General features: G+C 69.0%; 19 protein-coding genes and 1 pseudogene. 8 read left to right on the top strand and 12 right to left on the bottom strand.

Annotation, left to right across the window (positions count from 1 at the left end; all coding sequences use genetic code 11):
- The first annotated feature begins 4 nt into the window (after nt 1-4).
- From C7I55_RS17835 to C7I55_RS17815, 5 genes are read left to right on the top strand one after another with little or no spacing between them, the layout of a single operon-like run.
- Entirely contained in the window at nt 5-541 is a 537-nt protein-coding gene (locus C7I55_RS17835; RefSeq protein WP_146151061.1) for a hypothetical protein, read from the top strand.
- Nucleotides 541-948 (top strand): DUF1636 domain-containing protein, encoded by a 408-nt coding sequence (locus tag C7I55_RS17830; RefSeq protein WP_106514379.1) that lies wholly within the window; start codon nt 541-543, stop codon nt 946-948. Before C7I55_RS17835 ends, C7I55_RS17830 begins: the two co-directional genes overlap by 1 nt.
- Nucleotides 945-1961, top strand: a complete 1017-nt coding sequence (gene cobT, locus C7I55_RS17825; protein ID WP_106514378.1) for a nicotinate-nucleotide--dimethylbenzimidazole phosphoribosyltransferase — start codon at nt 945-947, stop codon at nt 1959-1961. The genes C7I55_RS17830 and cobT overlap by 4 nt, the downstream gene beginning before the upstream one ends.
- Complete coding sequence (locus tag C7I55_RS17820) at nt 1958-2527, top strand: histidine phosphatase family protein (protein WP_106514377.1); 570 nt, start codon at nt 1958-1960, stop codon at nt 2525-2527. The genes cobT and C7I55_RS17820 overlap by 4 nt, the downstream gene beginning before the upstream one ends.
- Nucleotides 2524-3237, top strand: a complete 714-nt coding sequence (locus C7I55_RS17815) for an adenosylcobinamide-GDP ribazoletransferase (RefSeq protein WP_106514376.1) — start codon at nt 2524-2526, stop codon at nt 3235-3237. The genes C7I55_RS17820 and C7I55_RS17815 overlap by 4 nt, the downstream gene beginning before the upstream one ends.
- Here C7I55_RS17815 and C7I55_RS17810 read toward each other — a convergent pair.
- Genes C7I55_RS17810 through C7I55_RS17800 form a run of 3 tightly spaced genes read right to left on the bottom strand, consistent with a single transcriptional unit; the run spans nt 3211 to nt 6582 of the window.
- Nucleotides 3211-4677, bottom strand: coding sequence for a cobyric acid synthase (locus C7I55_RS17810; protein WP_106514375.1), 1467 nt, complete (start codon nt 4675-4677; stop codon nt 3211-3213). The two genes, C7I55_RS17815 and C7I55_RS17810, sit on opposite strands and share 27 nt — an antisense overlap.
- The gene (gene cbiB / locus C7I55_RS17805; protein ID WP_106514655.1) at nt 4665-5603 is read right to left on the bottom strand and encodes an adenosylcobinamide-phosphate synthase CbiB; all 939 of its coding nucleotides are present in this window, start codon (nt 5601-5603) and stop codon (nt 4665-4667) included. The genes C7I55_RS17810 and cbiB overlap by 13 nt, the downstream gene beginning before the upstream one ends.
- The gene (locus C7I55_RS17800) at nt 5596-6582 is read right to left on the bottom strand and encodes an aminotransferase class I/II-fold pyridoxal phosphate-dependent enzyme (RefSeq protein WP_106514374.1); all 987 of its coding nucleotides are present in this window, start codon (nt 6580-6582) and stop codon (nt 5596-5598) included. Before C7I55_RS17800 ends, cbiB begins: the two co-directional genes overlap by 8 nt.
- 98 nt (nt 6583-6680) lie before the next feature.
- Between C7I55_RS17800 and cobU the strand changes: the two genes are divergently transcribed.
- Both cobU and C7I55_RS17790 read left to right on the top strand, forming a co-directional pair.
- Nucleotides 6681-7193 carry a bifunctional adenosylcobinamide kinase/adenosylcobinamide-phosphate guanylyltransferase gene (cobU, locus tag C7I55_RS17795; RefSeq protein ID WP_106514373.1) on the top strand — a complete coding sequence of 171 codons (513 nt, stop codon included), beginning with the start codon at nt 6681-6683 and terminating at the stop codon, nt 7191-7193.
- On the top strand, nt 7190-8041 hold the full coding sequence (locus tag C7I55_RS17790) for a phosphotransferase enzyme family protein (protein WP_106514372.1): 852 nt from the start codon (nt 7190-7192) through the stop codon (nt 8039-8041). The genes cobU and C7I55_RS17790 overlap by 4 nt, the downstream gene beginning before the upstream one ends.
- Here the strand turns inward: C7I55_RS17790 and mobA are convergent.
- From mobA to C7I55_RS17765, 5 genes and pseudogenes are all read right to left on the bottom strand, one after another.
- A complete protein-coding gene (gene mobA, locus C7I55_RS17785; RefSeq protein WP_106514371.1) occupies nt 8009-8548 on the bottom strand; it encodes a molybdenum cofactor guanylyltransferase in 540 nt (179 codons plus the stop codon). The two genes, C7I55_RS17790 and mobA, sit on opposite strands and share 33 nt — an antisense overlap.
- 5 nt (nt 8549-8553) lie before the next feature.
- Entirely contained in the window at nt 8554-9801 is a 1248-nt protein-coding gene (locus tag C7I55_RS17780) for a molybdopterin molybdotransferase MoeA (RefSeq protein WP_106514370.1), read from the bottom strand.
- Nucleotides 9794-12388: a nitrate reductase gene (locus C7I55_RS17775; RefSeq protein WP_106514369.1), complete on the bottom strand. Its 2595-nt coding sequence runs from the start codon at nt 12386-12388 to the stop codon at nt 9794-9796. Before C7I55_RS17775 ends, C7I55_RS17780 begins: the two co-directional genes overlap by 8 nt.
- A gap of 22 nt (nt 12389-12410) precedes the next feature.
- Nucleotides 12411-13631: pseudogene (locus tag C7I55_RS17770) on the bottom strand (NAD(P)/FAD-dependent oxidoreductase); the annotation flags it as partial.
- A gap of 3 nt (nt 13632-13634) precedes the next feature.
- Nucleotides 13635-14909 (bottom strand): nitrate/nitrite transporter, encoded by a 1275-nt coding sequence (locus C7I55_RS17765; RefSeq protein WP_233222279.1) that lies wholly within the window; start codon nt 14907-14909, stop codon nt 13635-13637.
- A 365-nt stretch (nt 14910-15274) separates the two neighbouring features.
- Between C7I55_RS17765 and C7I55_RS17760 the strand changes: the two genes are divergently transcribed.
- A complete protein-coding gene (locus C7I55_RS17760; RefSeq protein ID WP_106514367.1) occupies nt 15275-16252 on the top strand; it encodes a sigma factor in 978 nt (325 codons plus the stop codon).
- 118 nt (nt 16253-16370) lie between these two features.
- Here C7I55_RS17760 and C7I55_RS17755 read toward each other — a convergent pair whose 3' ends face one another.
- The 4 genes from C7I55_RS17755 to C7I55_RS28215 all read right to left on the bottom strand — a co-directional run bounded on the left by C7I55_RS17755 (nt 16371) and on the right by C7I55_RS28215 (nt 20979).
- Nucleotides 16371-17582 carry an MFS transporter gene (locus tag C7I55_RS17755; protein WP_106514366.1) on the bottom strand — a complete coding sequence of 404 codons (1212 nt, stop codon included), beginning with the start codon at nt 17580-17582 and terminating at the stop codon, nt 16371-16373.
- Nucleotides 17583-17768: 186 nt separating this feature from the next.
- The gene (locus C7I55_RS17750) at nt 17769-18815 is read right to left on the bottom strand and encodes a sugar phosphate isomerase/epimerase family protein (RefSeq protein WP_106514365.1); all 1047 of its coding nucleotides are present in this window, start codon (nt 18813-18815) and stop codon (nt 17769-17771) included.
- Between the two features lie 91 nt (nt 18816-18906).
- Nucleotides 18907-20052, bottom strand: a complete 1146-nt coding sequence (locus C7I55_RS17745; RefSeq protein ID WP_199192896.1) for a Gfo/Idh/MocA family protein — start codon at nt 20050-20052, stop codon at nt 18907-18909.
- Between the two features lie 9 nt (nt 20053-20061).
- Nucleotides 20062-20979 (bottom strand): sugar phosphate isomerase/epimerase family protein, encoded by a 918-nt coding sequence (locus C7I55_RS28215; protein ID WP_158266479.1) that lies wholly within the window; start codon nt 20977-20979, stop codon nt 20062-20064.
- Between the last annotated feature and the right edge of the window lie 66 nt (nt 20980-21045).

Genomic DNA, 21045 nt, shown 5'->3' with positions numbered 1-21045 from the left:
TGACATGACGAAATCCTCCCTATCCGGAAGCAGTGTGTGGATCGCGATCATCGCTGCGGCGAGCACGATCATCAGCCTGGTGCTCGCCTGCGCCACCCCCTTCCCGGCGCTGGCGGCGCTCGCCGCCGGATCGCGGCGCAAGCTCGACGGCTTGCTGCTGGTCGGCGCGGCCTGGGTCGCTGCGCAAGCGATCGGGATCTGCATCCAGGGTCAGACCCTGGATGCCGAAAAGGCGATCTGGGGCGCGACCCTGCTCGCCGGCGGCATGATCTCCGTTCTGGCCGCGCACGCCATCGCGCAGGGCCTTCACAGGACCGGCACGATCGTTCGGGCGAGCGCCACCTTCGCCGGCGCCTTCGTCGGCTTCAAGGCGGTCGTCCTGGTCACCACCCTGCTGCTGGACAGCGGCCACGGCGCATTCGCGGCCGATGTGCTGGCCAGGCAGTTCGTTCGCAACGGGCTGATCTTCGCCGGACTCGTCGTGCTGCAGCGCGGCCTCGGTACGATCGGCCTGCCTGCCGCGCGGCCGGCGCACGCGTGATGTTCCGGGCGGTACCGCCGCGGGCCTCTGTGATCGCCTGCAACACCTGCCGCCATTCCGCCGACGCGCGGGAGGATGGCGACGGTGTCCGCGGCGGTGCGCTGCTCGCGGCGGCCCTGCGCGACGTGGCGGCAACGGACGATCGCTTCCGGGAGATCGCCGTCGAGGAAATGCCGTGCCTGTTCGCCTGCACATCCTTCTGCACGATCTACCTGCGGGCGCCCGGCAAGGTCGGCTATGTGCTCGGGAAGTTCGCGGCCGACGAAGCGAGCGCAGCATCGATCCTGGAATTCACCCGCCTCTACGCGGAAAGCGAGCACGGGCAGGTGCCATACCGTTTATGGCCGGACGGCGTGAAGGGCCACTTCATCGTTCGCGTTCCGCCCGAGGGCCAGGTGGTCGCATGACCATGTTCGCCAGCGTCGCGGATTTCGAGGCCGCTTTGTCTTCTTTGCCCAAGGCCGACGCGGCCAGCATTGCCGAGGCGGCGGCACGGCAGGCGAGCCTGACCAAGCCGGCCGGTTCGCTCGGCCGGCTCGAGGACCTCGCCTTGTTCTTCGCCGGCTGGCAGCGGACGGCGCGCCCTGCCCTAGCCCGTGGCCGCGTCGCCATCTTCGCCGGCAACCACGGGGTCGCCGCACGCGGGGTCAGCGCCTTCCCGCCCGAGGTGACCGCTCAGATGGTCGCGAATTTCCGGCGCGGCGGCGCCGCGATCAACGCGCTCGCGGCCGCAGCCGGGCTGGAACTCGAGATCGTCGCGCTGGAGCTGGAGCGGCCGACCGCCGACTTCACCCAGGGGCCGGCGATGACCCCGGAAGAATGCCTTCGCGCGCTGCAGGCCGGAGCCCGGGCCGCGGCCGGCAATATCGATCTCCTCGTCGTCGGCGAAATGGGGATCGCCAACAGCACAGCCGCCGCCGCCCTCAGCGGCGCGAGCTACGGCGGTTCCGCCGGCGACTGGACGGGTCGCGGCACCGGCGTCGATGACACGACCTTGCAGCGCAAGATCGCGGTGGTCTCAGAAGGGATCGCTCGGCACGCAGGGCACGCGACCTCCGCGTTCGAACTCCTCCGCAGGCTCGGCGGGCGGGAGATTGCAGCGATCGCCGGAGCCGTTCTCGCCGCACGGCAGCGCCGGATCCCGGTGATGCTCGACGGGTTCATCGCCTGCTCGGCGCTCGCACCGCTCGCACGGCACGCGCCGGATATCACGGCCCACTGCCTGGCCGGACATGTCTCGGCCGAACCGGGACACCGGCGATTGCTCGGCGCGCTCGGCCTCTCGCCGCTGCTCGATCTCGGCATGCGGCTCGGCGAAGGCAGCGGTGCCGCCGTGGCGGTGAACCTCGTCCGCTCCGCCTTGGCCGCGCATGAGGGAATGGCGACGTTCGAGGAAGCAATGGTCGCGACCGCTTCGTGAGCGGTCAGATCCTCCACCTCCTCCGCCATGCCGCGGTCGAGCGGCCGGGGCTCTATCTCGGGCGGACCGACGAACCCTGTACCGAAGGCGGGCGTGCCGCCTGCCTGGCGCGAGTCGCCGATTGCGAATTCGAGCGGATCGTCAGCTCGCCGCTGGTGCGCGCGTCGGAGGTGGCGAACGGCATCGCTGCGGCGCGCGCTCTGGCCGTCGAGGAAGACGCGGCGTGGATGGAGCTGGATTTCGGTGCCTGGGAGGGCCGCACCGCCGCCGATATCGACGAGGCGAACCTCCGCCCCTTCTACGACGATCCGGACGCCCATCCCCCGCCCGGCGGCGAGCGCTGGACCGCGCTGGCGCGGCGGGTCGCGGGCGCGATCGCGCGGCTGGACGCACGCGCGACGCTCGTCGTCACCCACAGCGGGCCGATGCGCGCGGCGCTTGCGGGCCTGTGCGGATTCGATCGCCGCCAGGTCTGGGCATTCGACCTGCCATACGCCGCCTTGCTGTCGCTCCGCATCCATCCGGGCGCGCCGGCCATCGCGCAGATCGTCGGTCTGCGCACATGAAGGGGATCGTACTCGCGATCCAGTTCATGACCCGCCTGCCGGTGCCGTGGCGCGGCACCGTCAGCGCCCAAGACTTCGCCGCATCGATGCGCTGGTTCCCGATCGCAGGCCTGCCCGTCGGCGCGATCGTCGCGGCAGCCGCGTGGACCGGATCGCAGCACAGCCCGATGCTTGCCGCGCTCGCCGGTACGATCGCCTGGGCGGCGGTGACCGGCGCGCTGCACCTCGACGGCCTTGCCGACATCAGCGACGCAGCGGGCGCGGCGCACCGCGACCGCGAGACGTTGCTGCGGGTCCTCGCCGATCCGCATGTCGGCAGCTTCGGCGTCGTCGCCCTCGTCCTGCAGCTTGCCGCCAAGCTCGTGCTGCTCGCTCTGCTCGTCGAAGCCGGCGCCTGGACTGCGATCCTGCTCATCCCGCTCGCGGCGCGAACCGGGATCCTCGCCTGGCAATATGGGCTGCCGCCGCTCGGCAACGGCCTGGCGTTGCGCTTCGCCGGCATCGTCCGCCTGCGCGATCTCTGCCTGTGGGCGGTTTTGCTCTTGGGCGCCGGCCTCGCGGCACCGGCCCTTTGGACCGCGCCGGTGCCGATGCTGCTGTGGGGCTGGTGGCTCAAAAGCCGCATCGGCGGCATTTCCGGCGACGGCCATGGCGCCGGGATCGAGCTGTGCGAAAGCGCCTTGCTACTCGCGGCTGTGTGCCTCGCGTGAAAGCGCGATGATCCCCTCCACGTCGAGTTCGGCCTCCAGCATCGCGGCGATCTCGTCGAGGGCAGCGTCGACCGAAGCCCCGTAGTCCCCGCCCGAGGCGGCGACGCCGATCCGCTGCAACCAGGCGGCGCGCTGCTCGGCGCGGGCGAAGAGGCCGTGAATGTAGCAACCGGCGACTTGGCCATCGGGCGAGAGGGCGCCGTCGACCCTGCCGGCGAAGCGGCCGAGCGGGCGCGTGGCGTCGGGCCCGCCGGTTTCGCCCATGTGCATCTCATAGCCTTCGAACGGCGCGCCGAGCATCTTGCCTGAAACCCGCTCCAAGCGTTTGCCGGGGCTGAGGATTGTGTCGACGTCGAGCAGGCCGAGACCCGGAACCGTGGCCGGCGGGCCTTCGATGCCGGCGGGATCGGCGATGCTGCGCCCGAGCATCTGATAGCCGCCGCACAGGCCGAGAATGTGGCCGCCGCGGCGATGATGGGCGCGGATGTCGATGTCCCACCCTTCTTCACGGAGCACCGCCAGATCGGCGATCGTCGCCTTGGAGCCGGCGAGGACGATCAGCCGCGCCTCGGCGGGAATCGGCCGGCCGCGCGGCACCATCACCAGATCGATCCCGGGCTCGAGCTTCAGCGGATCGAGATCGTCGAAATTGGAGATGCGCGGCAGCACCGGGCAGGCGACGATCGGACGCTCGCCGGACGGCCGGGCAAGCCCGTGCTCGAGCGCGACCGCATCCTCGCTCGGCAGGCGCGCGGTGGCGGAGAGCCAGGGGACGATGCCGAAGCCGCGCCAGCCGGAGCGCCGCTCGATCTCCGCATAGCCGTCCTGGAACAGGGCGGGATCGCCGCGAAACTTGTTGATCAGGAAGCCGCGGATCATGCGCGCATCCTCCGGGTGGATCACGGCCGCCGTGCCGACGATGGCGGCGATCACCCCGCCGCGGTCGATGTCGCCGACCAGCAGCACCGGCACGTCGGCGGCGCGGGCAAAGCCCATGTTCGCGATGTCGCTGGAGCGAAGATTGATCTCGGCGGGGGACCCGGCGCCTTCGACGACGACGAGGTCGCAGCGCGCCTGAAGGCGACCATAGCTGGCGAGGACGTCTTCGAGCAGGGCCGCCTTGGCCTGCCGGTAATTGCTGCCCGACAGGGTGCCGCGAACCTGGCCGTGGACGACGAGTTGGGAGGTGCGATCGCCCTGCGGCTTGAGCAGCACCGGATTCATGTCGACGACCGGATCCACTCGACACGCGAGCGCCTGCAGCGCCTGGGCGCGGCCGATCTCGCCGCCGTCGGCGGTCACCGCGGCATTGTTTGACATGTTCTGCGGCTTGAACGGCAGAACCGTGAGCCCGCGATTGGCGAGCGCGCGGCAGAGCCCGGCGACGAGCACCGACTTGCCGACGTCCGAGCCGGTCCCCTGAAGCATCACAGCGCCCATGCCGCACCTCCTGCCAAAGCCCACAACAGCAGGCACGCCCGGCGGTAGACGATAAGCCCGCGACGTAGATCGAAGGCGGTCGCCTGCGCGCGCCCCGATCCGATCCAGGGCTTGTCGTGGACGACAGCGTCATAGGCGATCGGGCCGGCAAGCCTCACGCCCAGCGCACCGGCCATCGCCGCTTCCGGCCAGCCTGCGTTCGGCGACGCATGCCTCCCCGAATCGCGCAGCATCGTCTCGAACCCGCCCGCGCCGGCGAGGCACAGCAGCAGGCCGGAAAGCCGCGCCGGAAGGACATTGGCGACATCGTCGGTCCGTGCCGAGGCCCAGCCGAAGGCGCGCCAGCGCGGCTCCTTGTGGCCGATCAGGCTGTCCGCGGTGTTGATCGCCTTATACGCCCACAGCCCGGGAAGGCCGGCGACGACCAGCCAGAATACCGGCGCGACGATCCCGTCGCAGAAGCTTTCGGCCAGGCTCTCGATCGCCGCGCGGCTCACCCCGGCTTCGTCGAGCATGGCCGTGTCGCGGCCGACGATCATTGCCACCGCATTGCGGGCGCCGTCGAGATCCCCGGCGGCGAGCGGACGTGCCACCGCGCGGACGTGATCGTCGAGGCTGCGCTGCGCGAGGCCCGGAATGGCGAGCAAGGCGATTGCGATCCACGCCGCGTCGCCGAGCCACAGGCGGGCGAGCCGTTCGAGGCCGGCCGCGATCGTCACCGCCACCGCCACGACGAGCGCGAGCGTCAGCACGCCTGCGAGACGCCGAAGGCGGTCGGCCGTTTCCGGTCGATTGAAGCGGTGTTCGCACGCATCGAGGATGCGGGCGAACAGGCCGACGGGGTGTCCGGCGCGGCGGTAGAGCCAGGCCGGCCAGCCGACCAGGGCTTCCAGCACCAAAGCGGCAAGGGCGACCGGTTCAGCCATCGGCAAGCGCACGATCGAGCCGGTCGAAGCCGGCATCGTTCCCCGGCAGGCCGATGCGCAGCCAGTGCGGCGCGTAGGCGAACGGACGGGTTAGGATGCCCTGACCGCCGAGGCGCTCGAACAGCGCGCCGGCGTCCGGCGTCGAGACGAGGCGAAAGAGCGGACATTCGCCCACGGGGTTCAGCCCGCGGCGACGCAGGAGCACATCGAGCCGTGCGGCCGAGCGGCGCAGGCGGAGCCGCGTTGCGCCGATCCAGGGCTGGTCGCGATAGGCGGCGAGTCCGATCGTCAGCGCGGCGCTGTTGACCGGCCAGCTGCCGAGCTGTCGGCGAAGCGGCGCCAGCAAGGTGGCCTCCGCGATGACGAAGCCGAGGCGCAGGCCGGCCAAGCCGAAGAACTTGCCGAACGAGCGCAAGGCGATCACCCGTCCGGGGAGCCGCGCCACCACAGTGGACTCTTCGAGCGTGTCGGCAAAGGCTTCGTCGACGACGAGAACGCCGCCTTTTGCTTCGAGCCGGCCGGCGATCTCGTGCAGGCGCGCTTCCGCCAGGGTTTCTCCGTCGGGATTGTTGGGCCGTGCCAGCAGCAACGTGCCGCCTTGTTCCGCTTCGTGCTCGAGGACGTCCGCAACGATCGGACGCCCGGCCGCGGCGATCTCGCCATAGGTGCCGTAGCTCGGCGCGACGAAGCGAAGCGGCGCCGGCAGCGCAAGCGTGTCGAGGAGACGCAGGCCGATCTCGGTGCCGGGGACGGCGCAGACGCACTCCGCAGCCACGCTGAAATGCTGCGCCGCCTCGGCTTCGAGCCTTGCCAGCGCCTGGGCGTCCGGCAGCGCGGACCAGTCGATCGGGCCGGCGCGGGCGGCGTCCCAAGGAATCGGATTGATCCCGGTCGACAGATCGAGCCACGGCGCCGGCGCATCCGGGAAGCGCCGACGCGCGGCGCCGACATTGCCGCCATGATGGTGCCACGCCCCCAAATGTCGTTCCTCACTGCCCCGCAAAACGCTTCCACCCGAAGACGTCGCGCTCTAGGGCCATAGCGTTCCCGCCACGGTGCGCCACACGGAAGTTCGCCCTGCCTTTCTCGATCCTCTTCGTTCTCGGCGGCGCGCGATCGGGCAAGAGCCGCTACGCCCTCGGTCGCGCCGAAGCCTCCGGACTGTCGCCGGTCTTCATCGCCACCGCACAGGCGTTCGATGCGGAAATGGAGGAACGGATCGCGCGGCACAAAGCCGAACGCGGACCGGCCTGGACGAGCCTCGAAGCGCCGCTGGCGCTCGCCGAAACGATCGCGAATCATGCCGCGCCGGATCGAGTCCTGGTCGTGGACTGCCTGACGCTGTGGGCCACCAACCTCATGTTGGGGGAGCATGACAGCGAGGCCGCATTCGGCGCACTCGCTTTAGCGCTCCGGGCGGCATCGGGTCCGGTCATCCTGGTTTCGAACGAGGTCGGCATGGGCATCGTGCCGGACAATGCCCTGGCCCGTGCCTTTCGCGATCTCGCCGGACGGCTGAACCAGAAGGTCGCAGCGATCGCGGACGAGGTGCAATTCGTTGCCGCGGGCCTGCCGCTGCGAATGAAATGACGGACCGGATCGACGCTGCCGCGGCCTTCGGCATCGTTCCCCGCCGCGTGGTTGCGTTCGGCGAAGGACGCAGCAATCGGTCCTTTCACCTGCTGGCGGACGACGGACGGAGCTTCACGCTGACGGAGCTGGTCGGCCACGCTCCCGCGCGAGCCGAGGCGTTGCTGCTGACGCTGGATCATCTGGAGGCGCACCGGATGGGCAGCCATCGACCGCTCCGCACCGTTTCGGGCGCCCGCGTGATCCACGGCCACTGGCCATGGATGATCATGCCCTTCATCCCCGGCGAAACTCTGTCCGCATCGGCCGATCTGCCGGTCGAGGCCATCGCCGCCCTGCTGGCGCGGATCCATCGCATTCCGGTTCCCGCGCACCTCGCCGACCGACGCAGACGGCTGCCGTGTGACTGGCGCACGCTGCTCCGGGGCCATGATCGTCCGGACCTGGAAGCGGCGCTCGCGGCTTCCGAGCGGATGTGGTCTCGGGTTGCCGCCGAACCGGCGCTGACGTTCGTTCACGGCGATCTCTTCCCCGACAACATCGTCCGCACGCCCGACGGCCTGGTGCCGATCGACTGGGAACATGCCGCGGCCGATCATCCGATGCTCGATCTCGGCATCACCGCAGTGGGGATCCTCGCCCACGGCGGCTGGCGTCAGGTCGATCGTCTCGTCGGAGCCTATGCTCAGGCATCCGGGCGATCGGTCGATCGCGGCGATCTCGAAGACTGGATCGGCTATTCCGCGTCGGTGCTGGCGCTGAGCAGGTTCGTTCGCGACGCGCTCGAAGGACGGCCGCACAGCTACGCATCCATGCTAAATCTCGGCCGCGTTCTGGCGCAGACCTAGCCGATCCTCGACCCTGTTGATGTTGGCGAGCCCAAGGGCGCTGTCGTCCACCCGATCCGCCCCGGAGGCGGCGATCCAGCTCTTCAACGAGTTTCGGCCGGCGGCGAGATGATCCTCCAACGCCGGCGCGAGCGATGCCGGCCAGAAGCCGATCGACCATTGGCCGGCGAGCACGCGCGGGCCCGTCCCCTCCAGCATCGCCCTCAGGCCTGCCGGAAGCGGATAGACGTCGACGGGCACGCAGAGCACCGCGTCGAAGCCACGCGAGGACGCATGATGGAGGGCGGCGTTGAGCCCCCCGAGCGGGCCGAGATCGGGGGATGGCCGATCGGCGATGCCCGTCAGCCCGGGCCAGTCGCGCCCGCAGATGATCAGGGCGTCGGTCTGCGCGCGGAGCGCGTCGGCAGCGTGATCGAGCAGGCGGCGCCCCTCGACGATGGCGAGCGCCTTGTCGCTGCCGAAGCGGGTCGAGCGGCCGCCGGCGAGGATCGCGCCGAGGACGCGCATGCGCGTCAGAGCCGCACTGTGTCGACGGGCGTGCCCGCAGCAAGCGCCGGTGTGCCCGGCGCGAAACGGACCAGCGCATCGGCCTCGGCCAGCATAAGCTGCGCGGACGCGGATTGGCGCTCGATCACCCGGACACCGTCCAGCGACAAGGTGCCGCAAAGGAAGGTCTCGCGATCGCCGGTGGCGGCGACCGGGGCCGCAAGCGGCACCGGCATCCACACGTGCGCGGGGCTGCGGCCGGCCAGTGCCGCGACCAGGGGCGCGAGGAACAGCCGCGCAATCGTGAACGCGGCGGTGGGGTTGCCCGGCAGGCCGAGCACGTGGCGCCCCTTGGCGCGGCCGTACCAGACCGGCTTGCCGGGCTTGATCGCGACATCCGCGAAGACGAGGTCGAGCGTCGCCAGCGCGGCCTTGGCGAAATCGCGGTCGCCGCGCGAGGCGCCGCCGATCATCACCAGGATGTCGGCCCCGTCCAAAGCCGCCCGTGCGGCGCCGGCAAGCGCGCCCAGGTCATCTGCGATGCGCACGACGCGCACCGGAACGCCGCCCCATTCGCAGACAGCGAGAGCGAGCGCGTCGCCGAGGCTGTCGGGGATGCCAAGGGCGGTCGCCCGCGCCCGCCCCGGGGCGGCAAGCTCGTCGCCGCTTGCCACGAAGGTGACGCGCGGGCGCCGCCATACGATGACGTTGCCGGCATCGGCCGCTGCCGCCACTGCGAGCGCCCGCGGATCGAGCGTGCGACCGACCGGGAGCAGGCGCTGACCCGCCGCGAAATCGGAGCCGCGCGGGCGGACATGGCGGCGCCCCGGCCTGCCCTCCAAACGGATCGTCCCCGCCGCGGCGATGACATGCTCGAGCATCAGCACGTGGTCGGTCCCGGCGGGCATCGGCGCTCCGGTCATGATCCGCACCGCCTCGCCACGGCCGATCGCGCCCGGATACGGGGCCGCCGGGTAGGAGGCGCCTACCACGACGAAGCGGGTGATTCCGGCCTCCAGATCGGCGTCGGCAATCGCGAAGCCGTCCATCGCCGCGGCATCGTAACGCGGCGCGTCGATCGCCGCGTGAACGGGGGCGGCGAGACTGCGTCCGCCGGCCTCCGCCAGCGACACTGGCTCGGTGCCGAGCGGAGCGGCTTGTCCGACGAGCAGTGCCAGAGCGCGATCGAAGGTGAGCCCTGCGGCACAGGCGGGCGGGCGCTCGAGCGACTCTGCTTCCGGTGACGGCCGGCAGGATGAAAGAGCATCAAGCATTGGCGATCTTCCTTGCGTCGTCGATCAGGCGGCGGATGGCGGGACGGCACGAGCCGCAATTGGTGCCGGCCGACAGCGCCGCGCCGACCGCGTCGACGCTGGTGAGCTGCTGCGTGGCGATCGCACCGACGATCGTCTTGATGCCGACATCGAAGCACACGCAGACGATCGGCCCCGGATCCTCGCGCGGACCGGCAGGTCCGCCCGCAAGCACGGCCGGAGCCGCGGCCGTCTCGCCGAGCTGGGCGATCAGCCACTCCCGGCTCGGCAGCAACCCGTCGCGGGTGACGAACAGGGCAGCAACCAGCCGCCCTTCTCGAAGCACCGCGATCCGCCGCGCGCCACGCGCGGTGTCGATGACCTCGATCCGCTCGCCCTTCGGCAAGACGGCCTCGACGCGTGCGGGATCGCCGATCCCGGCGAGCTCGTAGACTTCCCCGGCGGGCACCTGGATGCGCGTCGCCCACAGGCAATCCGGCCGCTCGACACGGTCCGCGGCGAGCAGGAAGCCCTTCCACTGGATGTCGGCCGGCGTGATCGAAGCGGGTGTCAGCTTGAAGCCGGGCTGCCCGGACTGCGGATCAACGAGCGGCCGCGGAAGCAGGCCCGTGCGCCCGCCGGTGGCGGTCCGGTCGGTCCAGTGAATCGGCACGAACAGCTCGCCGCGTCTTTGTCCCTCGCTCAGCGACACCCGGAACAGGCTCTCCCCCTGCGGCGTAGCGACGCGGGCGATCGCTCCATCGGCTAGCCCGAGCGCGGCCGCATCCTCCGGGTGAACTTCGACCAGTGGCTCCTCACGGTGACGCGCCAGCCGAGCGCTGAGGCCGGTGCGGGTCATCGTGTGCCAATGATCGCGGTAGCGCCCGGTATTGAGCGTCATCGGCCATGCGGCGAGCGGCCCGGGCAGCGCCCGCTGCGCCACCGGCACTAGCCGCGCCTTGCCGTCGGCGGTGGAGAAGCGGCCGTCGGCGAACGCGTCGCCGCCCCAGCGGAACGGCTCCAGGGCGTCATAGGCCTGGTTGCCGATTGCCGACAGGCCGGGCAGCGCAAACAGGCGGCGGCCATGGTTGCGATAGGTCGAAAGACGGGCATGTTCGCGGAAGATTTCGGCCGGATGATCATAAGCGAAATGAGTCCGCCACCCCATGCGGCTGCCGACTTCCTTGACGATCCACCAGTCCGGCTTCGTCTCGCCCGGCAGAGCGAACAGCGCGCGCTGGCGGCTGATGCGGCGTTCCGAATTGGTGACGGTGCCGTCTTTCTCGCCCCATGCCGCGGCCGGCAACCGGACATGGGCAAAGCGGCCGGTGTCGGTGTCGGCGATCACGTCCGAGACGACGACGAAGGGACAGGCGGCGAGCGCCGCGCGCACCTCGCCTGCATCCGGCATCGACACCGCCGGATTGGTGGCCATGATCCACAAGGCCTTGATCCGCCCTTCGCCGACCGCACGGAACAGGTCGACGGCCTTGAGCCCGGGCTTGCACGCCATGTTCGGTGCCGCCCAGAATTGGCTGACGGTCGCGACGCTTTCCGGCTCGAACCCCATGTGCGACGCGAGGGTCGAAGCGAGTCCTCCCACTTCGCGGCCGCCCATCGCATTGGGCTGGCCGGTGATCGAGAACGGCGCCGCCCCTGGCTTGCCGATCCGCCCGGTGGCGAGGTGGAGGTTCAAGATGGCGTTAACCTGATCGGTGCCGCGCACGGACTGGTTCACGCCCTGGCTGAACAGGGTGACGGTGCGCGGATGCGCGGCGAACAGCTCGAGGAAGCGCCTGAGATCGGTGGGCGGAACGTCGCATGTCCGCGCCGCCGACCACAGGTCGCTCCCCTCTCCCACCTCGGCCCAGAAGTCGTCGGGTACATGGACGCTTCGGGCCAGGTAAGCTTCATCGATCAGGCCGTTTTCGCGGCAATAGGCCAGCAGCGCCTTGAACAGGGCTACGTCGCTTCCCGGCCGAATGGCGAGGTGCAGATCGGCTTCCTCCGCGGTCTCGGTGCGGCGCGGATCGATCACCACCATCTTCGCGCCCGCGGCACAGCGTGCGCGGATGCGCTGATAGACCACCGGATGGCACCAGGCGGTGTTCGATCCGACCAGCACGAACAGATCGGCGGCGTCGAGATCGTCATAGCTTGCGGGCACCACATCTTCGCCGAAGGCGCGCATGTGGCCGGCGACCGCGCTCGACATGCACAGCCGCGAATTGGTGTCGATGTTCGCCGAGCCGATGAAGCCCTTCATGAGCTTGTTGGCGACGTAATAATCCTCGGTGAGCAGCTGGCCGGAGACGTAGAAGGCGACGCTGTCCGGCCCGTGCTCGGCGATCGCCCGGCGAAAGCGCCTGGCGACGAGATCGAGCGCCTTGTCCCAGCTCGCCCGGCGCTTGCCGATCATCGGGTGAAGCAGGCGCCCGTCGAGCCGCACCGTCTCGCCGAGATGGGTGCCCTTGGAGCAGAGCCGCCCGAGATTGGCGGGATGATCGGGGTCGGCGGCAATCGTGACCGATCGCGCGCCGGTGCGGGTCGCGACGATCCCGCAGCCGACGCCGCAATAGGCACAGGTGGTGCGGATCGGCGCCTCCATGTCAGGCCGGCGATTCGAGCGGAGCATAGGCCTTGCCGAAGATCAGCATGTCGCGAAGGCCGGAGACGTCCCGGCGGTTGCGCAGCAGATCGAAATACCAGCCGCCGTCGGCGGTGTCGCCGTAGAGCACGGTGCCGACGATCCGATCGTCCTTGAGGATGATGCGCTTGTAGGTGCCGCCAGCAATGTCGCGCAGCACGATGTCCTCGCAATCCTCGCCGCCGGCAAAGTCCCCGGCGGAGAACAGATCGATGCCCGACACTTTGAGCTTGGTCGAGGTCACCGACCCGGCATAGCCCGAGCGCCTGCCCGCCAGCCCTTCGGCAAGCGCGCGGCACATCTCCCAGATCGGCGCGACGAGGCCGTAGACCTGGCCGCGATGCTCGACGCACTCGCCGACCGCGAGGATGGACGGGTCGGAAGTGACCATGTGATCGTCGACCTGGATCGCACGGCCGATCGCGAGACCGGCCGCGCGGGCGAGCGCGACGTTCGGGCGAATGCCGACGGCCATCACCACCAGCTTAGCCGGAATGATTGTATCATCCTTGAGGCGCACGCCCTCGACAGCGCCATTCCCAACTATCTCGGCGGTGTCGGCGCCGGTGAGGATGATCTGCCCCCGCGCCTCAAGCTGCGAGCGGAGCAGGGAGGCAGCGGCTCCGTCGAGCTGCCGCTCCATCAGGATCGGCATCAGATGGAGCACGGTGACCTTCATCCCGCGCAGGCTGAGCCCATGCGCCGCCTCGAGGCCGAGCAGGCCGCCGCCGATCACCACGGCCTCGCCGCCCGTCGCCGCCGCGGCGAGCATCGACTCGACGTCGTTCATGTCGCGGAAGCCGATCACGCCGGGAAGGTCTCGGCCCGGAACCGGGATGATGAACGGGTCGGAGCCGGTGGCGATCACCAATGTGTCGTAGCCGACGACATCGCCGCTGCGCGCCGTCACCGTCTTCGCGGCGCGATCGATCGCCACCACCGAATCGCCGGAGACAAGCGCGATATGATTGTCCCGGTACCAGCGCTGGTCGTTGATCACGATCTCGTCGAAGCTCTTCTCGCCGGCGAGCACGGGAGAGAGCATGATCCGATTGTAATTGACCCGTGGCTCGGCGCCGAAGATCGTGATCCGATGGAGATCGGGCGCGCGCGCCAGCAACTCCTCGACCGCACGGCATCCGGCCATGCCGTTCCCGATGACGACGAGGTGCGGTTTGGCGTGCAAGGAAGATGTGCTCGCCATGGCTCAGATCCGGGCACCCGTGCTCCAGGCGGCGCGCCATGATCCCTTGACGATGAACAGGCCGGCCCAGGCGAGCAACGCCAGCGCCGCGAAGATCAGGAAGCCGGGCGAGAAGCTGCCGGTGAGCTGCTTGGCAAGGCCGAGCGACGAGGCGAGATAGAAGCCGCCGATGCCGCCCGCCATGCCGACGAGGCCGGTCATCACCCCGATCTCGGCCTGGAAGCGCTGCGGCACGAGCTGGAACACGGCGCCGTTGCCGGTGCCGAGCGCCAGCATTGCGAGGACGAAGGCGGCGAGTGCCGAGACGACGCTCGGCGCGACGCTGACCGCGGCGAGCGCCATCGCCGCGACGGCGAACACGCCCGACAGGGTCCGGATGCCGCCGATGCGGTCGGCGAGGGCGCCGCCGATCGGCCGCACCAGCGAGCCCGCGAACACGCAGGCGGCGGTGCAATAGCCGGCGGTGATCGGGGTCAACCCGAAGCGATCGGTGAAATAGATCGGCAAGGATGCCGCGAGCCCGACGAAGCCGCCGAAGCTGACCGAATAGAAGGCCATCAGCCACCACGCGTCGGGGACCTTGAGCGGCCGGAAATAGTCGACCAGTGACTTCGGCGCGGGCCGGTTCGGCGCATCCTTTGCCATCGCCATGTAGGCGACGAACACCAAGGTGAGCGGGATGCAGGCGAGGCCGAGCACCGCATTCCAGCCGAACCATTTCGCAAGCGTCGGCGCGAACAAAGCGGCGAACACCGTCCCCGAATTCCCCATGCCGGCAAAGCCCATCGCCTTGCCCTGATGCTCGGGCGGGTACCAGCGGCTGGCGAGCGGCAGCGCGATCGCAAAGCTCGCGCCGGCAAAGCCGAGGATGACGCCGAGCGCCAGCGTGCCTGCAAAGCTGTTCACGCCCAGCAGCCAGGCGGCGAACAGACCGGCGATGACGATGATCTGGCTGATCGCGCCGGAGCGCTTGGGGCCGATACGGTCGACGAGCAGGCCGTTGACGACGCGCAGCAGCGCGCCGGCGAGCGTCGGGGTCGCCACCATCAGGCCCTTCTCGGCGGCGGTGAGCTGCAGGGTCTTGGCGATCTCCGGCGCGAGCGGGCCGAGCAGCACCCACACCATGAAGGCGAGATCGAAATACAGGAAGGCGGCGATCAGGGTCGGCGGATGGCCGGCCTGCCAGAAGGTGGATTTGGGCCGTGCCGGCACCGGATCGATTTCGGCGCCGCCACCGGCAAGCTCGAAGCCGTCGCGCATCAGTTCCGCAATCTTCATCACTTACACTCCCCGTGCCAGGGCACGAAAAAAGCCGCCTCCGGCCTCCCGCGCATGCAGGGACCGAACAGCGGCTTTGCTGATGACAAAAGAGGGATGCCCCGGCGCTGGGACGGTCCTTCCGAAAGCGCGCTTCATCGCGCGTCGAGGCAATGTCTCCTGAATCGCGCCGTGTTCGCAAGTGCAAAAAGATGCCGGTGATTACTTCGCATCTGCAGCAGGTCCGGCACTCCCCGACGCCGCCTACGCACTACCCCTTACGCAACTCCCCGGATTTGAGAATCTGTCTCGGGATCGGGCATTTAACCATCACCGGACGGGAGACACCGACCGGGGGAATTGCCGAAATCGAGGGGAGATCGACCATGGCTGCGACGACGTCCAAGACCACCATCAAACTTGAAGAACTGGTGGCCGAAGTGATCGCCAACCGCGCCGCCGAAGGCGCGAAGCAGACCGGCCGGCAGCGGCTCAACACCGACCGCGCCTTCGCCTCGATCCTGAAGCTGATCGCCCCGCGCATCCGCCACTTCACCCGCCAATATGGCCTCGTCGCCCATGCCGAGGATGCCGAGCAGGTCTCCGCGATTGCCGTCCACCGCGCGATCGAAGCCTATGACCCGGAAAAGGCGCAGTTCACCACCTTCGTCAACTGGCAGATCCGCGGCGAGATGCAGGGCCTGCGCTTCCGCCTGATGACCGATCAGCGCTCGTCGGCGAAGAAGGTCGAGGCGTTCACCGTCTCCCTCCAGGATCTCGGCCGCAGCCACGAGGGCGAGGATTTGCCGTTCGAAGCGACGATCGAGGACGAGGATGCGCTCAGCGCTACCGAGGCCCGCGCCTCCGCCTATCTCGCCCGGAACGCGACCGCCGCGCTGATCGACGAATATGTCGACCATCTCCGTGCAGTGGGCGTGGAGCAGCTCAAGAAGCGTCCGCGCGCCAAGAAGGCGATCGCCAACCAGCCCGGCGAGATCAACGACAAGCTCCCGGTCCACCGCCCGCGTCTGCGCGAAGTCGACCCGGTCGAGCTCGCCAAGCTCGAGGAGAAGCTGGAGCGCAATCGCGAGATCATCGAGCGCCGGGTGTTCGACACCGGCACCCTCGACGCGCTCGCGCTCGACACCGAACTGACCAAGGAGCGGGTCCGCCAGATCACCAAGCGTGCCGCCAAGACGATGGGCGAACTCGTCGCCGGCAGCTCCAAGTTCCAGGTGATGGCCGAATACAAGGCCGCCGCCGCCGGCAAGGCGACCACCCGCAGCGCAACCGGCAACGTCGTCGCGATCGGCAGCGTAGCGCACGTCGACGCCGATTGGCAGGACGAACGCCAGGCCGCCTGAGCCTGGGCCTGAGCCCGGGCGCTCTTCGAGCGCCCTCACCCTCTCCCAACCTCCGCTAGGCGGCACCGCCGCCAAGCTGCGGTAGTCCCTCTCCCGTCAAGGAAGAGGGACTATTTAGCTAAGCCGCCGCCGCAGCCGCCGCTTTCTCGCCGCGGTCGCGGAACACCACCAGGAAGATCAGCGCGGTGACCGCAGCGAAAGCGGCCGGCAGGTACCAGAAGCTTTGCCAGTCGGCGCCGGTGCCGGTGCCGACCTGGACCGCGTTGGCGACGTTGCTGCCGATCAGATAGCCGACGCCCCAGGTCATCAGCGCCAGGAAGGACTGGGCGCGGCTGCGGGCATCGGCGGCGAAATGGTTGCCGATCCAGATGGTCGCGGCGACGAACACGAAATCGAAGCCGACACCGTGAAGCGCGAGGCCGAGATAGATGATCGGCTCGATCGGCCCCTCGGCGGTGAAGCCGTTGGCGAACAGCACATAGCGCACCGCCCATGCCGCCATGCCGATGAACAGCACGCCCTTGATGCCGACCCAGCGGAAGAAGAGCGGCAGCAGCAGCAGGAAGCCGACCTCGGACACCTGGCCGATCGTCTGCACGGCCGCGGCATTCTTGACGCCGATGTCGTCGAGGAAAGGGTTGGCGTAGACGTTGTAGAAGGAGAAGGGGATCATCATCAGCGTCGAGCAGAGGATCAGCACCCAGAAACTGCGATCCGACGTCCGGATCACGTCGAGCCCGAGCAGCGCGACGACCGAGGTCTGCCCCTGCCCGGCCTGCGGCGGCGTGTTGGGCAGGGTGAAGGCGTAGAGGCCGTAGATGAGCGAAACGGCCCCGGCGAGATAGAGCGGCTGCGCGGTCCGCTCGGCCTCGCCCGGAAGGACGAGTCCGACGATCAGGCCGGCGACGATCCAGCCGATCGTGCCGAACACCCGGATCGCTGGAAACTGCTTCTCGCTGTCGGTGAGCTTGTTGAGCGCGACCGAGTTGGAGAGGGCGATCGTCGGCATGTAGGCGAGCAGCACGCCGAGCGTGGCCATGAACATCGTCCCGGCGCTGGCGCCGATCGCCGAGAGCAGGAACAGCAGGCCGCCGGCGAAGAGATGGAGGACGCCCATCACCTTCTGCGCGGAGAAATAGCGGTCGGCGATCGCGCCGACGAACAGCGGCGCGGCGATCGCCGCCCAGCCCTGCGCCGAGTAGATCGTCCCGACACTGTCCTGCAGGCCGTTGCGGGTGAGATAGGTCGCGAACGGCACGAACCAGGCGCCCCACACGAAATATTGCAGGAACATCATCAGCGACAGCCGGAAGCGTGTGTTCATGTCCATCCGGTCTTCCCTCCCCTTGTTCTTGGATCTTGGTGTGCGGGTAACGAGCGTGTGTGCCCGCCTTTTTGTCCGTTCGGGCTGAGCTTGTCGAAGCCCTCCCCTTCCTTCTTTCTGCGCACCGGAGAAGGAGAGGTCTTCGACAAGCTCAGCCCGAACGGAATTGGGGTGCAGCGGACACTGTCGGGCTTAGCTCAGCCCGAGCACGCGGCGGTTGCGTGCGGCGTCGGGCGCGCTGCCCGCGAAATCGTCGAAGGCACGCTCGGCCTTGCGGATCATGTGGGCGGCGATGAACGGCGCCCCCTCGGCGGCGCCCTGTTCGGGGTGCTTGAGCGCGCACTCCCATTCGAGCACCGCCCAGCCGGCATAATCATATTGAGTGAATTTGGAGAAGATCGCCTTGAAGTCGATCTGGCCGTCGCCGAGCGAACGAAAGCGGCCCGGGCGCTCGGCCCAGTCGGAATAGGATCCGTAGACACCGGCGCGGCCGTTGGGACGGAACTCGGCATCCTTCACGTGGAAGCATTTGATTCGCTCGTGATAGATGTCGATGAACGCGAGATAATCGAGCTGCTGAAGCACGAAGTGGCTCGGATCGTAGAGGATGTTGGCGCGCGGATGGTTGCCGACCGCCGCTAGGAATCGCTCGAAGGTGATGCCGTCGTGCAGATCCTCGCCGGGATGAAGCTCGTAGGCGGCGTCGACGCCATTTTCCTCGAACACGTCGAGGATCGGAGTCCAGCGCCGCGCGAGCTCGGCGAAGCCTTCTTCGACGAGACCGGCCGGCCTCTGCGGCCACGGATAGACGGTCTGCCAGAGCAGGGCGCCTGAGAAGGTGGCGTGGGCATCGAGGCCGAGCCGGCGGCTGGCGCGGGCGCCCATCTTGACCTGCTCGATCGCCCAGTCGGTCCGCGCAGCGGGATTGCCCCGCACCTCCTCGGCCGCGAAACCGTCGAAGAGATCGTCATAGGCCGGATGCACGGCGACGAGCTGGCCCTGGAGATGGGTCGACAATTCGGTGATCTCGACGCCCGCCTCGCGGCAGATGCCGGCGACCTCGTCACAATAATCCTGGCTCTCCGCCGCCTTTGCGAGATCGAACAGGCGCTTGTCCCAGCTCGGGATCTGGATGCCCTTGTAGCCGAGCCCGGCCGCCCAGCGCGCCATGCTCTCCAGGCTGTTGAACGGGGCTTCGTCGCCGGCGAACTGGGCGAGGAAGATTGCGGGACCCTTCATGCTCTGTCTCCCTGAGCAAAAGAAATAAGAGGCTTGGGCAGGCTCAGCCCGAACGGTGATGGCCGATCGCCCCACACCCGGTCGGCGTTACTCATGCGAGCTCCACCCATGCAGCGCCGCGGGCGCTGCTGTCGTGGGCCGCCTGGATGAAGCGCATGCCGGCGACACCGTCGGAGAGGCTGGCATAAACCGGCTGCTGCGGCGCGCGGCCGCGCACCGCCTCGGCGAAGTCGCGATAAATGTTGGCGAACGCCTCCAGATAACCCTCCGGATGGCCCGACGGCAGCCGGGTCACCGCCATCGCGGGCTCGTCGAGATAGGCACGGTCGACGCCCGGGGTCCAGATTTCCTCGGGACGCCCGCGGCGCACCACCCGCAGGCTGTTCGGCTGTTCCTGGCGCCAGTGCAGGCCGGCTTCCTCCGTCCACACCGAGATTTCGAGGCCGTTGGCGTCGCCGGTGCAGATCTGGCTTGCGATCAGGGTGCCGCGGGCGCCGCCTTCGAGATGGAACATCGCGGCGCCGTCATCGTCGAGCTGCCGACCCGGCACGGCGGCACGGAGCTCGGCGCTGAGCCGGGTCATGCGCTCGCCGGTGACGAATTCGACCAGGTTGAAGGCGTGGGTGCCGATGTCGCCGAACGCGCCGCCGAGGCCGGAGCGGGCCGGATCGATCCGCCACTCGGCCTGCTTGCCGCCCTGATCCTCCGCCTTGGCCAGCCAGCCCTGGGTGTAACGCACCGCCACCCGGCGGACGGCGCCGAATTCGCCGGCGGCGACCAGCGCGCGCGCCTGCCGGATCATCGGATAGCCGGTGTAAGTGTGGGTGACTCCGACCAGCCCGCCGGTGCGATGGGCGACTTCCTGGAGCTGCAGCGCGGCGTCGAGCGTGTCGGTCAGCGGCTTGTCCGTGAGCACCGGAAAGCCCGCCTCGAGCGCGGCGATAGCGGCGGGGGCATGGACATGGTTGGGGGTGACGATGGCGACGAACTCCGCGCGCTCGTCGGCCGGCAGCTCCCGCTCGCGCTGCACGAGCGCGGCATAGCTTTCATAGCTCCGCTCCGGCGCGAGGCCGAGCGCCTCGCCCGAACGGCGGGCACGCTCCGCATCGCTGCTGAACGCGCCGGCGACAAGGCGGCAATTGCCGGCGATGGCGGCGGCGATCCGGTGGACCGGGCCGATGAACGCCCCCTCGCCGCCGCCGATCATTGCGTAACGGACGGGATTTGCAGTCAGCATGGTTCGTCCTCAGGCCTGGAACTGGCGCAGGTAGGCGGCGCTCTTCGCCAGCGCCTGGAGCGGCGGCTCGGTGAACGGATCCTCCTGCTCGACGAAATAGGAGTAGATCGGCGCAGAGCGCGCCGCGGCGAACACGCTCTTCCAGTCGATGCTGCCTTCGCCGACAACAGTGCTGCGCGCATCGGCGGCGATCTTGCCGGGCACGCGCTCGCCGGCGACGATGTCCTTGACGTGCAGCAGGTGCGTACGCGGCGCGAAGCGACGGATCGCGTCGGCCGGGTCGTAACCGGCTGCCGCCGCCCAGCCGAGATCGAGCTCCAGCACCAGGTGCGCCGGATCCGTCAGCCGCAGAATTTCCTCCATCGGCAGCTTGCGGTCGTAGGTCAGGAATTCGGCGGCGTGATTATGGTAGCCGAAGCGCAGGCCGAGCGCCCGCGCCTTCTTGCCGATGCGATCCATCTGCTCGGCATTGTAGCGCCAGTGATCGAGCGTCATCGCGTCGGCGACACCCTGGTTCCAGCCCTTGCTGTCGTCGATCTTCTTCGCGGTCGCCGGCGACGAGGCGACGACATATTTGACTCCGACATCGCGTGCGAAGGCGAGCCGTTCATCGGCGTGATCGATGAGATCGCTCATCGAATGGTGCGCGGAGACGCATTCGAGCCCCGCCGCGCGCATCGCATCGCGAAACTGCTTGGGCGTGCGATCGTACCAGCCGGCGGCTTCGATTCGCCGGTAGCCGAGCCTGTACAGCTGCCGGAGCGTTCCGGTGAAATCCTTGGCGAGATCGTCCTTCACCGTCCACAGCTGGACGCCCAGCGGGGGCATGCGGCTGCTGCGGGCAGGCGCGGCCCACGCAGCCCCGGGGAGCATCGCTCCCGCGGCCAGAATTCCACTTTGCGCAATGAGCGAACGGCGCGTGATCACGGCAAGTCTCCCCTTATCTCTTTCGCCTTTGTTAGCGCTCTCAGAAATTGGGGCAAGGCCAGTCCG

This window comes from Allosphingosinicella deserti (assembly GCF_003012735.1).
GTDB classification, from domain to species: Bacteria; Pseudomonadota; Alphaproteobacteria; order Sphingomonadales; family Sphingomonadaceae; genus Allosphingosinicella; species Allosphingosinicella deserti.
The sequence above is the reverse complement of the archived record's forward strand: the minus strand, read 5'-3'. Positions and strand labels throughout refer to the sequence as shown.

Excerpts from the sequence above, each read along its gene's own strand:
- C7I55_RS17750 (WP_106514365.1), bottom strand. The coding sequence starts at position 18,815 with ATGAAGGGTCCCGCAATCTTCCTCGCCCAGTTCGCCGGCGACGAAGCC.
- C7I55_RS17780 (WP_106514370.1), bottom strand. The coding sequence starts at position 9,801 with ATGCTTGATGCTCTTTCATCCTGCCGGCCGTCACCGGAAGCAGAGTCG.
- cbiB (WP_106514655.1), bottom strand. The coding sequence starts at position 5,603 with ATGGCTGAACCGGTCGCCCTTGCCGCTTTGGTGCTGGAAGCCCTGGTC.
- C7I55_RS17755 (WP_106514366.1), bottom strand. The coding sequence starts at position 17,582 with ATGGACATGAACACACGCTTCCGGCTGTCGCTGATGATGTTCCTGCAA.
- C7I55_RS17830 (WP_106514379.1), top strand. The coding sequence starts at position 541 with ATGTTCCGGGCGGTACCGCCGCGGGCCTCTGTGATCGCCTGCAACACC.
- C7I55_RS17765 (WP_233222279.1), bottom strand. The coding sequence starts at position 14,909 with ATGAAGATTGCGGAACTGATGCGCGACGGCTTCGAGCTTGCCGGTGGC.
- cobT (WP_106514378.1), top strand. The coding sequence starts at position 945 with ATGACCATGTTCGCCAGCGTCGCGGATTTCGAGGCCGCTTTGTCTTCT.
- mobA (WP_106514371.1), bottom strand. The coding sequence starts at position 8,548 with ATGCGCGTCCTCGGCGCGATCCTCGCCGGCGGCCGCTCGACCCGCTTC.
- C7I55_RS17810 (WP_106514375.1), bottom strand. The coding sequence starts at position 4,677 with ATGGGCGCTGTGATGCTTCAGGGGACCGGCTCGGACGTCGGCAAGTCG.
- C7I55_RS17835 (WP_146151061.1), top strand. The coding sequence starts at position 5 with ATGACGAAATCCTCCCTATCCGGAAGCAGTGTGTGGATCGCGATCATC.
- C7I55_RS17775 (WP_106514369.1), bottom strand. The coding sequence starts at position 12,388 with ATGGAGGCGCCGATCCGCACCACCTGTGCCTATTGCGGCGTCGGCTGC.
- C7I55_RS17760 (WP_106514367.1), top strand. The coding sequence starts at position 15,275 with ATGGCTGCGACGACGTCCAAGACCACCATCAAACTTGAAGAACTGGTG.
- C7I55_RS17745 (WP_199192896.1), bottom strand. The coding sequence starts at position 20,052 with ATGCTGACTGCAAATCCCGTCCGTTACGCAATGATCGGCGGCGGCGAG.
- C7I55_RS17815 (WP_106514376.1), top strand. The coding sequence starts at position 2,524 with ATGAAGGGGATCGTACTCGCGATCCAGTTCATGACCCGCCTGCCGGTG.
- C7I55_RS17790 (WP_106514372.1), top strand. The coding sequence starts at position 7,190 with ATGACGGACCGGATCGACGCTGCCGCGGCCTTCGGCATCGTTCCCCGC.